Below are 12,638 nucleotides of genomic sequence, written 5' to 3'. Positions count from 1 at the left end.
AAATACGATTCTTAGCATTATCATACATTCGCATTAAAGTGAAAAACTACCTGTTTGTGTCCACCGTTTATTCGTACTGTGACACAATCGTTATGTATTTCTCGGGTTTGTGTCTACCCTCAAACGGCCTCGCTTCTGGAATAATTTTTTTAATGTAGCAAATTCTATTCATAACCTGTTGTTGGGGCCCCTTAGCAACAATTCTGGTGACCCGTGACAATTGGAAGGCTTGGCGTGTTTTAAATCCTAAAAAATCAAACCATACTATCTATAAGAGGTGAATTTACTTAAAGGAATTTCCCTGAAATACATACAAACTTTTGGGACGCCGTGATAGCAATACCTGTTATAATGCTCCTAACTCAAATAATTAAGGTTTTTTTAAATGTTTCAAAAAAAATTGTACCTTCCATAGCACTGGCACTTGGTCTGATGATTTCAATTTTCATTAGTCATAGGCACAGCTTAGTAGCAGGTATCTTTATGGGTTGGTTTTATGGTTATGCTGCGATTGGAAATTATGCTGCCCTAAAAACGTCCATAATGGCTTATAGAAATAAAGAATAAGACTACTTTCCCACAATAAGCTGTTTGAATAAAATGTCTTAAACTTAAATAAATGTCCATTTTCAGGCCATCCTTTTAAAGGATGGTTTTTAGCTTTGAAAATTGTTGCACAGTTTATGTCAACTCCGAGTAAAGTTTTATAGAACTATCAGGGCAAAACAACTATAATGGTAAAATGAGGTAATGGGTGGTAACGATATTGAAAAAGTATCTTGTGTTTTTGATTAGTTTCGTAATGATATATATGGTATTTCAAATAGGATCAGGTTTGATTCTTACTGCTTCTTATATTCCCGATTTTTCTTCGATAAAGGGTAATTTAAGTCAAGAAGTAGTGTTTGGCAAGACTTCAATTCCATTACTGGTAACATTGCTAACTGCTACATTAGCTTATTTTCTTTCTCAAAAGAAATTTAAAATCTCAAAAAATTAAATAAATAACGGGTATGTTAGCTTAAGATCGGAGCTGTCTTTAAGGCAGCTTTTTCTTATGGAACTATCGGGGCAGGTTTGTTCAATAAGCAATTTTGTAGAATCACAAAACCTTTGAGTTGCAGAATACACTCAACAAATTCAAAAACTTTCAAAAAAAATCAACAGTTTAAATAAACAGAAACCGCAAAGTGGTTTCTGTTTATTTTGTTAAACTTAGGTTTTTATTTGCATGTTATGCTTTTTCTAAAAATACTTTAACTTTTTGAAACTTTTTCTAAAGATATATTCCACTAATAGTTGAAAGGAGTTGAGAGAGATGGAGTTTGAGAATGATAAGAGGGTTAAAAAAGCAATCAGGGGCAATAAAAAAGCTTTTGAACAACTCATAAAGCAGCACTATGAACGAATCTACCGGACTGCTTATCTTTATGTACATAATGAAGAGGATGCATTGGATGTCGTTCAAGAGACGACATATCAAGCTTATAAGAGTATTCACTCATTAAAGCATCCAGATTACTTTATGACTTGGCTTACCAGGATCATTATCCGATGTGCTGGTCATATTCTCAAAAGAAGAAATAATATTGTGCCACTAACAGACGAATTATTGTCTGATTTATCGGTAACCTATCATTCAGGTCATGACGAAGCAATAGATCTATTAAATGCGATCGGACAGTTAAAAGGGAATTATAGATCCGCCATTATTTTGTTTTACTACTATGATTATTCTATTAAAACCATTAGTGAAATCATGGAGATCCCCGAAGGGACTGTAAAAACTTATTTAAGCAGGGGGAAAGCCGAATTAAAAAAGTCCTATAAAGATGAGGAGGGCAAATGTAATGGATAACAATGAAGTAAAAAGTGCTATTGAAAAAATAGTTGTACCAAAAGAAAAAGTGTTTGGCGCTATTGATAAAGGCTTAAAAATGTCAGGGCAAGGTAGGAAAATAAAGAAAAAGAAAGTTCTTGCAGGTTCATCTGCTGCAGCTGCTCTTCTTGGAATCACCATTGCTTCTGGATTTGTTAATCCTACAATGAATAAAGTATTGGCTAATACCCCTTTAATAGGCGGGATTTTTCAAGAATTCAATGATTCAATGGGCGTTGAACTTGCGAATCAAGATGCAATTACAGAATTATATCAATCCTTAACTAAAAATGGAGTGACTGTAAAACTCACCAGCGCTTATTTTGATGGCAATGTGGTATCAATTACAGGATTTGTAGATGAAGATGTTGAAAAAGGGCATAACGAAAAAGGGGAAGTAAGCTTTGATATGAATTTTGAACACAACAAAGGGGATAATGACCCTTGGTTGAATGGAAAGTCGACAGACATTAGGAAGGTCAAGGGGGGATACAATTTCCAATGGAAAATGGAATATCCATATAAATCATTTAAGGAGAATTCTACTCTCCCCATAACTATTCATAATATTAACGGGATAAAAGGTGAATGGAATTTTGATATCCCAATTCAGCAAGAAAAAAACAGTACACTTGTTATTGATCAGGAGCAAGGGTACCCGGATGATGAGGTCAAAATCCGTATTAAAGAGGTCCTCACCGCAAGGGCGTCATCTTCGCTTATTTATGAGACGGTGGAAAAATACAAAGATGATGAAATTTATATACTAAAAGCAATTGATAATAAAGGCAAGGTATATAGGTTTGGAAACGGAACATCTCTAGAGGAGGCAGCACTAGAGGATGGATATCATAGTACTGCTCGAACAAAAATGACCAAGCTGAACTCAAATACTACTTCACTTACCTTTTATCCGCAGCTATCTGTTGCAGACCCAAAAGTACAACAGCTATTGGATAAAAAATCATTTACGTTAAAAAGCAAACGGCTCAATTTAGGCCTTCAGGTAAATGATATAACTAAAAAGGGTAGTAAACTAGTAATCGATTATCAATTTACAGGGCTCTCCAAGGAATTGAGTAAACACCAGCTTGATTTATTTGAAAATAATTTGAAATATGAATTATTGTTGGTAGATAAGGAATATATAGGGGGGATAGATCCTGAAAATCCAGTGCCACCTAAAAATCATAGCATTCGCATGAATAAAGTGAAAACTATCGATAAAAAGACAGCGCACTTCCAATCTACATTCGATTTAAATGGAGAAGAAAAAATCATGAACTTTAAACTGAAAAATACAATTTTGCAATTCAATTTTTCAAACTTTATCCCAGCTAAGGAATTACAACCATTTACTGTTGTACTTCCAGTGGGGAATGAATAAACAATTAAAGTAGCTCATTTTAGGGACCATATAGTTGACGAGTGGGATTCTACTAGTGCATTGAATAATTAATAATATCGGGGCGATGACTTATGTAAGTCACCGTCTTTTTTTATTAGTTAGAAGTTTGTGAAATATTTTACTTAAACTATAGGGTGCGTTAGCTGAAGATCGAAGCTGTACTAACGGGGCAGGTTGAAGATGTAACTATAAATATAAAACATTAACCATAAGAGATTCTTTTGTATTTTTATAAATAATATAAAATTTTATTTATGTTGGAAGTTTAGTATCCTTTAGTTAAAGGAGAGTTTTGTGAAAAATTTGAATTCACAGGGGTGATAAAATGATTAAAGGATTACATCACGTTCAGATAACTATACCAAAGGATACTGAAGAAAAGGCTAAGAATTTCTATTGTGGTATTTTAGGTTTACAAGAAATCGAAAAACCCGAATCCCTAAAAGGACGAGGAGGATTTTGGTTAAAAGTCGGTGATAAAGATGTACATATAGGAACAGAAGATGATTTTGATAGGTTGAAAACTAAAGCACATATTGCTTACGAAGTAGAAGACATCTCATATTGGAAAAATAGATTAACAAAAGAGAATATACAAATACTTGATGGTGTTCCAATTCCAAATTTTGAACGATTTGAATTTAGAGACCCATTTGGTAATAGGGTAGAAATGATTCGAAATTTGAACTTATAAGTTCTTTTTGATCGATTGGAGCTGTCTTTAAGGCAGCTTTTTCTTTATGAAACAAACGGGGCAGGATAGTTCAACAAGGAAAATCTTTATTTAGAAGAGAAAAAATAGTGAGGAATATTTAAATATTAATTCTAAGGAGAAAAAAATGGCTCAAAATGGGATTGTTTTAGTAGTTAGTGTATCAATATTCAAAGATGGAGAAGTTTTAATGATAAAAGAAAATAAACCAAGTGCAATGAATAAGTGGAATTTCCCTAGTGGACGAATTGAATCTGGTGAAGACATTCTTTATGCAGCTCGAAGGGAAGTAAAAGAGGAAACAGGTTTTGATGTGGAACTTACTAGCACAACTGGTATTTATAACTTTATCAGTAATGCAGGTAATCAAGTTGTTCTTTTTCATTTTACTGGAGAAGTTACTGGAGGTTCATTAGATATTAAAGAAGATGAAATTATAGACTATAAATGGTTAAATATGTCTGACCTCGTGAACTTTGATAATGAAGAACTTCGTGATGCAGGTGTTATAAAACAAATAGGAAATAGTCTAGTTAATAAAAGTTTCCATTCAGTAAATATCTTTAATCAACAATTAGGCAGTTTGTGAATAGATGTACTTAAACTAACGGGTGCGTTAGCTGAAGATCGGAGTTTTCTTAAGGCAGCTCCTTTTCTATAAAACAAACGGGGCAGGTTAGTTCCATAAGCGTTGTGTACTCAAATACGAAGGCTTAGTTTATTTATTTTTACCAAACTTCTCGTTACCTTTCAACTTCATTGATTCTTTCTATTAGACGCAGAGCCTCCCCATCCTTTAAAAATTTAATTTGTTTACCTTTGTAATAGATTACTATTGTTCCTTTTTTCGTTATTCGATAAGTAAATGGTTCTTCACTTAATCTGTTTCGTTTGTCTATATTGCTCACTACACCGTCTCCCTACTTATTATAGTTCAAAGATTATATTCAAAAAAGGCAGTTGATTCTCCTGTGTTCTTTAAATATTATTATTCACAGTCTGTGTCAAATCTGTGATAAGTCTTATAGAACTAACGGATGTGTTCGTTCATTAGTGAGCTGTGGCGATTGGCCTTTTTCTTACAGGATTGTTTGAATAGGATATGAGTAATCAGCATAATTCTTATTTCAAAATAGATGCATATCCGTTTCGGATCTATTCATTAGTTCATATCCTATTAATACTAGGGAGGAGATGAATAGATTGGCATCGAATGATGAATTGATTTGTCAAAAGTTTGCTAGGATTATCGGCGGCCAAGCAGGATTTGCGGGTGGCAAATGTGTGGCAACCATAAATCGAAATGAAATAAAAGTGAAAATTTTAGGGAAACGTTTTAGAGTAACCCCTTCTTTCTCATATGAATCCAGAGATAATCAGACTGGACGGGCATTGTGCCTAGGCAGGGTAGCGCTCTTGCAAAAAGAAGTCGAGAATTTTGTTTCTTCCATTCTTAAACAAGGAATAATAGTTTCATCCGTACACAATGAGTGGCTATTCGATAATCCGAATTTGGTTTACGTTAAAACGAAGCTGTTGAGGATCCATTAGTTTTTGCAAGGAAAGTCAGGAAAGCGTTAAGGAACTAATGGATTTCCCACTAGTGGTAAAACGGAGCTGTCTCTATGGCAGCTCCTTTTCTTATGGAACTACCCGGGCAGGTTGAAGAACAGGTAATAAAATCTCTATGTCGAATTAGTAACAAATGGGGTGATTAATTTTGATATATGTAAAAAGCTGGGAACAAAGTGAGCATGATTTAGATTTTTTAACGGATATGATGTATGAAGCTATTCATATTCCTGAAAATAAGCCACCTAAAGAAGAACTGTTAAATTTATCACATATCAAAAAATATAGTGAGGGGTGGGGCCGAAAAGGTGATAGAGCAATAATTGCTTTTAAGGATAATTTTCCTGTTGGTGCTGCATGGTATCGCCTATTTGCAGAAAATCAAAAAGGTTACGGATATGTTGATGCTAAGACTCCTGAACTAGGTATAGCTGTAATTAATAAAGTAAGAGGTACGGGAATAGGTAACCTGCTTATGGAAAAGTTATTTGAAACAGCTTATAGAGATGGTTATACATCACTATCTTTGAGCATTGATCCTAGAAACACTCAGGCTGTACAACTTTATAAGAAACTTGGATTTGAACAATGTGATTCATCAGGAACATCTTGGACAATGATATATAACATCTCTTCCAGTTAGAAATTATCAACTAACGAGTACGATTGCTGAAGGTCGGAGCTGTTTTTAAGGTAGTTTTTTCTTTATGGAACTATAGGGGCAGGTTAGTTGAACAAGTAAAAGGTTTTTGTGGTGGTTATCTCGAAACTAAATGAGTAGGAAAATCATTTTAACATCAGGGAGGATGGCTGTTGTACTTAATTTAGGGATCCATATTCTAATTAGAATTGAGGAGTGAATAGATTGACCAACGTAAAAGATATTATTTCTGACCAGTTCTTAGCGAATGCTAATGACCCTAGTTGGTACAAACCATTTTCAGAATCAGTTGAAAATTTGACGGAAGAACAGGCTTTATGGAAGCCAAGTAAAGATAGTAACAGTATAGCTGAAATTGTACAACATCTGATTTATTGGAATCAAACTTGGCAAACCAGGTACGAAAAATCCAACGTAGACGCTGTATCTTCAATCGGAGATAATAATCGGAGCTTTTTAAGTCCTGAATATATGTGCTTTAACGATTTGAAAAAAATCTTATTAGAAGTCCTTTTAAAGTGGGAAGGGTTATTAACTAATGAAAAAATAGAAAGTGATGTTATAGGTTTTCCTGAAAAAGTTAAGTGGTGGCAAATTCTTGGAAATGCAACTACCCATAATGCATATCATATCGGTCAAATTATTTATATAAGGAAACTGCAAAACAGTTGGAAGGCGAATGCATGAGAAGTTGACTTAGCTGCTAATTGGAACTTTTCGCTAGAATGGATTGCTGCGGCAATCCTTTTTTCTTCTTCAACTAAAGGGGCAGCATTCCTGTAATGAACGAATCGGTTTATTTATGCAAAGCCAACTAAGTTTGTGAATAAGTACACTTAAACTAACGGGTGCGTTAGCGCCATAAAAAGGCCGCCAATTGGCGGCCTTTTGAAAGTATGATTCTTATCATTATCATACATTCAAATTATAGGGAGTTTTGTTCAATAATAGTTCTTAATAAATTGGGATTTTAAGGTAAAATATTATTTGAACTAAAATTATATAATAAGGAGTTTGATTTTTTGAAAAAAAAATTTTGTTTCTATGCTTTTGTTCTCTTTTGATAACAGCTTGCCAAAGGGAGTATAAAGGTGAATATATAAAATGGGGAGAAAAAACCAACAGTAATGCGACTGAATTATTAAAAGAAAATGGAATACCTTATAAAATTAAAGATGGAATTATATATATACCTGAAGATGCTTTTGATAAATCTATTATGTGTTGTGCTTAAAGATTAAAATAACATAAGTTTAAGTTTGTTAAAGTAACGGGCGCGTTAGCTGAAGATCGGAGCTGTCTTTAAGGCAGCTTTTTCTTATGCAACTAACGGGGCAGAGTAGTGGAAGAAGGTATTTATTGTTCAGCTAAAGAATAGTATTCGGTAAAGGTTGATTTTAAGGAATAAACTAACTTAATATCAGGAGGGAAAAATGGCTGATAATAGTTATGAGAAACAACATCTGAAAAAACTCAGGACTTTTACTTATATCACGATAGCATTAATATTTTCAATGATATTTCTATTTATTAGCATTTTTCTTTTGTTTTTTTCTATGTCAGGCATTTTAGACTTTGTGTATTTTACACCCCAAATAGCCATTTTCTCATTCTTGATTTCTTGTGTATTTTCTGTTTTAGCTATAAAAAATCTATTTGGTAAGATATTGTTAGTATTGAACATATTTCTCATGCTATTTATGATTTTTTATGGACCATAACTAGTTACCATTAAATGAGGACTGCACATTTTAGATATGACTAATATGTGTAGTCCTTTTTCTATCAATTGTGGAAAAATGTTTATTTTTTGAAGGTGATTCTCTTATTTTGTTGTATTTTTACTAATTGATGGATTAATTAAAAATACAGCAAAAAACGGAGGGAAATCACATGTTTAACAATTGGAAAAAAACACTGATGGCTGGAGTGATCAGCTTATCCTTGCTAGGTACTGGGTACGTCAGTCATGACCTGATCTCCTCGCAAAACGTCTCGGCTGAACCGGCAGCTAAAAATGCGCCAGGGCATTTGAAAAAAGCGGAGTCTTCCCAGCTTGATGAAATTATCAAACGTGGATACATCCGGGTAGGAATGACGGGGGACTATAAACCATTTACCTATTTGAACCCGGAAACGAATGAGTATGAAGGCTTTGACGTGGATGCTGCCAAAGAGCTGGGTAAAGATCTTGGCGTAGAGGTGAAATTTGTCCCTACCACATGGCCTGCGATGATGAAAGACCTGCAAGCGGACAAATTTGATATCGCTGTGGGCGGTGTGACCCGCAACACAGCCAGACAAAAAAGCGCTTATGTATCCCAAGGTTACCTTTCATTCGGTAAGGTGCCTCTGATTCGCAAGGAAGATAAAGACAAGTATCTTACCATTGAAGATATCAACAAGCCTTCTGTGCGCATTGGCGTAAATCCAGGCGGAACAAACGAAGAATTTGTTCGTCAGTATCTAAGCGATGCTAACGTAACGGTTGTAGAAAACAATCTTGATATACCACATCTTGTAGCAGAAGGTACGTATGATGTTATGATCACTGACACAGTAGAAGCAATGCTATATGCAAAAGCTGATTCAAGATTGCATGCGGCTCAAACCGACAAGCCTTTCACAAACAGTGAAAAAGGTTATATGATCCCAAGAGGCGATTTCATTTATGCAAGCTACTTGGAAATGTGGATGGATGAAATGAAGCTCCAAGGGAAATTTGACGCCCTCTACAAAAAGTGGATGGAATAAAATATAAGAGGTGTTCCCCCTTTTATTTCACCACCTGTGTTAAAAACTGTCCATCATTTGAAAACAAGCGTACCCCCGTTCAAAATTTGGACGGGGTTACGCTTGTTTAATTTAACCATTATGATAAATGTAATAATTGAATCAATAATATTAAACAGTAAATTAATATTATTGATTTTTACGATTGAAAAAATTTAATTTTACTATTTATATTTTTAATTCCTTGTTATATAATCGAATCAACTAAAAGGGAGGAATTGCATTCCATTATGGCTTATAAAGTAATTACAGATTGTCCTGTCTGCAGTAAAACATTGAAAATTACAAAGTTGCAGTGCTCTCATTGTCACACTACGATCGAAAATGAGTTTGAATTATCTAAGCTGGCATCCTTATCAAAGGATCAGCTTCATTTTGTGGAAGTATTTTTAACATGCAGAGGGAATATCAAAGAAGTTGAAAAGGAGCTTGGGATTTCGTATCCCACGGTTCGAGGCAAGCTAACAGACATCATTTCATCCCTTGGATATGTGCAGAAGAAGAAAAATGAAGTAGACGAGAAAAAAGTTGTCACCATGTTGGAAAATGGCGAAATCACACCAGAAGAAGCCATTAAGCTCTTAAAAGAGGAATAGGGGGGAATTTATCATGAAAGAGGAAATTTCAAGAGTGTTAACAATGGTTCAAGAAGGAAAGATTGATGCAGATAAGGGATCAGAATTGATTCAAGTATTAAAAGAGAAAGAAGAAACAGGTCATAAGCCTTTGGAAAAGCCAACTAAATATTTAGATAAAACATTAAAAATTCGTGTTGTATCAGCCGAAAATGATAACGTCACGGTCAATTTGCCTATAAAACTGGTCAAGGTAGTATTAATGGCTGGACACAGCATCGCAGCGAGTATTCCTCAATCGGAAAAATACGTTAAGGATGTAGACATAAGCCTTATCATTGAAGCAATCGAAAACGAATTAGATGGCCAAATTGTTGATATTAAATCGGCAAACGGGGATACCGTTTCCGTCATCATTGATTAGTGATTTGTTTATGATGCATGTAAAAGTGAAAGCAAAAGACGTTCGGTTTACCATCCCAGTTCCATATGCCATTTTAAATATTGTTATTTCCATTTTGTCTTCAAAATTTCTTCAGAAAAATGTAAACAAATGGACAAAAGAGCACTTCGAAAGAAAAAAACTGGATTTTACCTTTCCGTTAATAGACAAAAATAGGCTAAAGCCTATCGTCAAGGAACTGAAAAATTATAAAGGGATCGTGCTAGTGGATGTCAGAGCTAAAGACGGTACTGAGGTTAAGGTTAGACTATAATTTATTATAGAATACGCCGACCACTGCCTGGCATTTTGAAGGAAAATCCTAATTTCTCACAAAGTTCTTTAATTTTAAAAGCTTAAACAAGCATAACCCCGTTCTAAATGTAGGACGGGGTTAAAAATATGTTGTTGCGCCCGATTGTTGAATAATATGACGGGCGCTTTTTTAATCGCGCATTGCTCCTGCCTCTCGGGAAGTCATTGCACCTTGTCCTTCGCTTACATCTTTTTGAATTTGTTGTTTTACTTTTTGTGCATCAGTTCCGGCAAATTCCGGTTTCATAATGTAACCCGAGTTCTCTTTAGCTGGTTGATTCTGCTGCATACAATTCCTCCTCAATTTATGTTTAACACTCTTATTATTTACAAAAAGGTTCAAGAGTACTATTTGATTTTAGAAGCCAATTGCCCTTGAAGTATAAACCTAAAACCAATAACACCTCTCGGAAACTCAAGTGTACTCTACATACTTGATCGTATTACCTTGTGGGAATTGAAGGGAATATATGTATCGCAAAGAATATATAATGAAAAAAATTATATAGATGAGAGGGGATATTATGATGATTAGTGAAAAGAGCAAAAAAATCATTGAAAATTATATTATGGCCTACAATTCGTTTGATATTGAAAGTATAGTTAAACTCCTTCATAAAGAGATCATGTTTAGGAATTTCACGAATGGCGAACTGAACACAGAGACCAGAGGCATACAAGAGTTTAAAGAACTGGCGGAAAAGTCGTCAAAGATTTTCTCTAGTCGCCGTCAGACGGTTATTGACTATAACGCTATAGAAGATAAGGCAGAAGTGCAAATTGAATATGAAGCAATACTGGCTGCTGATTTGCCTAACGGATTAAACAGTGGAGATAAGATTCAATTAAAAGGAAAGTCCATATTCGGACTTAATGAAGGGAAAATATCATTAATTGAAGATTATAGTTGAGTGCATCTAACCTTAATTACGCTAAATAAACGCGTGAACAAGCTTCAATAACTATTGAAAATATTGTCAGTACTCAACAAAAGGGAGCAATTCTTTAATAAGAAATGCTCAGTTTGTAGACAAAAGGGGTTCGGAAAATATATCTTTCATCAATGAAGTTCCCAAACTAACAACTTCAACTCATCAGGTATGTTTTCTATATAAATGCTATAACAAAGTTGATTGGAGAGAAAGGTGCGAGACTCCTGCGGGAAAGGCGCGTCTAGGGAGACCGCGCAGGCGCAAGCCGAGGAGGCTCCCTGACCGCCCGCGGAAAGCGAGTGCCTGTAGCGGAAATCCGCTGCAAATTGTACAAGCCATAAAAAAACGGGAGGCAAACTCGATTTCTTCAAATTTGTCTACAGTCTCAGCAATTCTTTAATAAGAAATGCTTTTCTTTATGAACTAACAGATGCTTTAGTACATTTTAAAAGGAGCTGTCAGAAGCTCCTTTTCTTATGCAGCTAAAGGGGCAGTGACTGCAAACAATCAATAAGTGAGATTAAATCAACAATCAGTTAAGTTGGTTTATATAGGGAAAAATAGAATAAATTTACTTGAAATGATAATTATGATTTAATCAGAATGTCAGTACGTTTTATAAATGACTCACTCAATAATTAGATATACAAGGAAGGTGTTATTATCCATGGAAATTAAATCGATTGTTTTACAGACTAAAAGTTTAATGCAAATGAAAAATTTCTATATTGGAACATTAGGTTTTTCTCTCATTAATGAAGATAAGAATAGCTTTCGATTGGCTGTTGGTACAGGTGAAATGGAGTTTACAACAAAAGAAGTAAAAGGTGCCCCCTATTATCACTTTGCTTTTAACATACCGGCTAACAAATTTAATGAGGCAAAATCATGGGCAAAAGAAAGAGTGAGTTTACTTGTTGAAGATGGGGTAGATGAAGCTAATTTTACTCATTTACCTGCCCATGCTCTTTATTTCTATGATCCTTCTGGTAATATAGTAGAATTTATTTCAAGATATGAAATTGCTGAAGCTAGTATGGAGCCTTTTTCGGTTAAAAGCATTTTAAACATAAGTGAAATAGGTTTAATTGTAGAAGACACGATAAGTGTGAGCGAAAAATTAAAGGAAATTGGTGTGTATGAGCGTGACAATCATACAATAAGTAAAAAATCCCTTAATTTCATGGGTGAAAGAAGGAATGGGGTATTTATTATATTAGCCCAACCTGGGAGAAGGTGGATATTCTCCGATAAAACATCTGCCATATCCCCTCTTGAGATTACATTAATAAATAACAATAAAATAATCATCAATTCCGATAATGAATTTCAGATATATTGAGACAGGT

At 34.5% G+C, this 12,638-nt stretch carries 16 protein-coding genes and 1 pseudogene; 15 read left to right on the top strand and 2 right to left on the bottom strand.

Translation table 11 applies throughout. From position 1 onward, the window contains the following. Positions 1-351 precede the first annotated feature (351 nt). From MKX49_RS21610 to MKX49_RS21585, 6 genes are all read left to right on the top strand, one after another. Complete coding sequence (locus tag MKX49_RS21610) at positions 352-567, top strand: hypothetical protein (protein WP_340878596.1); 216 nt, start codon at positions 352-354, stop codon at positions 565-567. Positions 568-766: 199 nt separating this feature from the next. Beyond that, entirely contained in the window at positions 767-1,000 is a 234-nt protein-coding gene (locus MKX49_RS21605; protein ID WP_340877728.1) for a hypothetical protein, read from the top strand. 318 nt (positions 1,001-1,318) lie between these two features. Next, positions 1,319-1,858: a sigma-70 family RNA polymerase sigma factor gene (locus MKX49_RS21600; RefSeq protein WP_340877727.1), complete on the top strand. Its 540-nt coding sequence runs from the start codon at positions 1,319-1,321 to the stop codon at positions 1,856-1,858. Continuing rightward, positions 1,851-3,266, top strand: coding sequence for a DUF4179 domain-containing protein (locus MKX49_RS21595; RefSeq protein ID WP_340877726.1), 1,416 nt, complete (start codon positions 1,851-1,853; stop codon positions 3,264-3,266). Before MKX49_RS21600 ends, MKX49_RS21595 begins: the two co-directional genes overlap by 8 nt. 346 nt (positions 3,267-3,612) lie before the next feature. Then, positions 3,613-3,981, top strand: coding sequence for a VOC family protein (locus tag MKX49_RS21590; RefSeq protein ID WP_340877725.1), 369 nt, complete (start codon positions 3,613-3,615; stop codon positions 3,979-3,981). Positions 3,982-4,126: 145 nt separating this feature from the next. After that, entirely contained in the window at positions 4,127-4,588 is a 462-nt protein-coding gene (locus MKX49_RS21585; RefSeq protein WP_340877724.1) for an NUDIX hydrolase, read from the top strand. A gap of 154 nt (positions 4,589-4,742) precedes the next feature. Here the strand turns inward: MKX49_RS21585 and MKX49_RS21580 are convergent, their stop codons facing one another. Further along, positions 4,743-4,907, bottom strand: coding sequence for a hypothetical protein (locus MKX49_RS21580; RefSeq protein ID WP_340877723.1), 165 nt, complete (start codon positions 4,905-4,907; stop codon positions 4,743-4,745). A 295-nt stretch (positions 4,908-5,202) separates the two neighbouring features. Between MKX49_RS21580 and MKX49_RS21575 the strand changes: the two are divergent. The 7 genes and pseudogenes from MKX49_RS21575 to MKX49_RS21545 all read left to right on the top strand — a co-directional run bounded on the left by MKX49_RS21575 (position 5,203) and on the right by MKX49_RS21545 (position 10,316). Next, positions 5,203-5,588: pseudogene (locus MKX49_RS21575) on the top strand (DUF1259 domain-containing protein). Between the two features lie 131 nt (positions 5,589-5,719). After that, entirely contained in the window at positions 5,720-6,214 is a 495-nt protein-coding gene (locus MKX49_RS21570; protein WP_340877722.1) for a GNAT family N-acetyltransferase, read from the top strand. Between the two features lie 222 nt (positions 6,215-6,436). Next, on the top strand, positions 6,437-6,919 hold the full coding sequence (locus tag MKX49_RS21565) for a DinB family protein (protein ID WP_034304508.1): 483 nt from the start codon (positions 6,437-6,439) through the stop codon (positions 6,917-6,919). A 1,206-nt stretch (positions 6,920-8,125) separates the two neighbouring features. Next, positions 8,126-8,986 (top strand): transporter substrate-binding domain-containing protein, encoded by an 861-nt coding sequence (locus MKX49_RS21560; protein ID WP_340877719.1) that lies wholly within the window; start codon positions 8,126-8,128, stop codon positions 8,984-8,986. Positions 8,987-9,255: 269 nt separating this feature from the next. Beyond that, positions 9,256-9,621 (top strand): DUF2089 domain-containing protein, encoded by a 366-nt coding sequence (locus MKX49_RS21555; RefSeq protein WP_063594884.1) that lies wholly within the window; start codon positions 9,256-9,258, stop codon positions 9,619-9,621. Between the two features lie 13 nt (positions 9,622-9,634). After that, on the top strand, positions 9,635-10,024 hold the full coding sequence (locus MKX49_RS21550; RefSeq protein WP_340877717.1) for an SHOCT-like domain-containing protein: 390 nt from the start codon (positions 9,635-9,637) through the stop codon (positions 10,022-10,024). Between the two features lie 10 nt (positions 10,025-10,034). Continuing rightward, positions 10,035-10,316: a hypothetical protein gene (locus MKX49_RS21545; protein WP_323599064.1), complete on the top strand. Its 282-nt coding sequence runs from the start codon at positions 10,035-10,037 to the stop codon at positions 10,314-10,316. Positions 10,317-10,487: 171 nt separating this feature from the next. Here the strand turns inward: MKX49_RS21545 and MKX49_RS21540 are convergent, their stop codons facing one another. Then, positions 10,488-10,646: a hypothetical protein gene (locus MKX49_RS21540; RefSeq protein WP_340877714.1), complete on the bottom strand. Its 159-nt coding sequence runs from the start codon at positions 10,644-10,646 to the stop codon at positions 10,488-10,490. Between the two features lie 238 nt (positions 10,647-10,884). Between MKX49_RS21540 and MKX49_RS21535 the strand changes: the two genes are divergently transcribed. Further along, complete coding sequence (locus MKX49_RS21535; protein WP_340877713.1) at positions 10,885-11,268, top strand: nuclear transport factor 2 family protein; 384 nt, start codon at positions 10,885-10,887, stop codon at positions 11,266-11,268. A gap of 688 nt (positions 11,269-11,956) precedes the next feature. Next, on the top strand, positions 11,957-12,631 hold the full coding sequence (locus tag MKX49_RS21530) for a VOC family protein (protein WP_340877712.1): 675 nt from the start codon (positions 11,957-11,959) through the stop codon (positions 12,629-12,631). Positions 12,632-12,638 lie beyond the last annotated feature (7 nt).

This window comes from Peribacillus sp. FSL M8-0224 (assembly GCF_038003055.1).
Classification (GTDB): domain Bacteria; phylum Bacillota; class Bacilli; order Bacillales; family DSM-1321; genus Peribacillus; species Peribacillus frigoritolerans.
This window is presented reverse-complemented; position numbering and strand designations above follow the sequence as displayed.

Excerpts from the sequence above, each read along its gene's own strand:
- MKX49_RS21610 (WP_340878596.1), top strand. The coding sequence starts at position 352 with ATGCTCCTAACTCAAATAATTAAGGTTTTTTTAAATGTTTCAAAAAAA.
- MKX49_RS21600 (WP_340877727.1), top strand. The coding sequence starts at position 1,319 with ATGGAGTTTGAGAATGATAAGAGGGTTAAAAAAGCAATCAGGGGCAAT.
- MKX49_RS21595 (WP_340877726.1), top strand. The coding sequence starts at position 1,851 with ATGGATAACAATGAAGTAAAAAGTGCTATTGAAAAAATAGTTGTACCA.
- MKX49_RS21590 (WP_340877725.1), top strand. The coding sequence starts at position 3,613 with ATGATTAAAGGATTACATCACGTTCAGATAACTATACCAAAGGATACT.
- MKX49_RS21585 (WP_340877724.1), top strand. The coding sequence starts at position 4,127 with ATGGCTCAAAATGGGATTGTTTTAGTAGTTAGTGTATCAATATTCAAA.
- MKX49_RS21560 (WP_340877719.1), top strand. The coding sequence starts at position 8,126 with ATGTTTAACAATTGGAAAAAAACACTGATGGCTGGAGTGATCAGCTTA.
- MKX49_RS21555 (WP_063594884.1), top strand. The coding sequence starts at position 9,256 with ATGGCTTATAAAGTAATTACAGATTGTCCTGTCTGCAGTAAAACATTG.
- MKX49_RS21550 (WP_340877717.1), top strand. The coding sequence starts at position 9,635 with ATGAAAGAGGAAATTTCAAGAGTGTTAACAATGGTTCAAGAAGGAAAG.
- MKX49_RS21545 (WP_323599064.1), top strand. The coding sequence starts at position 10,035 with ATGATGCATGTAAAAGTGAAAGCAAAAGACGTTCGGTTTACCATCCCA.
- MKX49_RS21540 (WP_340877714.1), bottom strand. The coding sequence starts at position 10,646 with ATGCAGCAGAATCAACCAGCTAAAGAGAACTCGGGTTACATTATGAAA.
- MKX49_RS21535 (WP_340877713.1), top strand. The coding sequence starts at position 10,885 with ATGATTAGTGAAAAGAGCAAAAAAATCATTGAAAATTATATTATGGCC.
- MKX49_RS21530 (WP_340877712.1), top strand. The coding sequence starts at position 11,957 with ATGGAAATTAAATCGATTGTTTTACAGACTAAAAGTTTAATGCAAATG.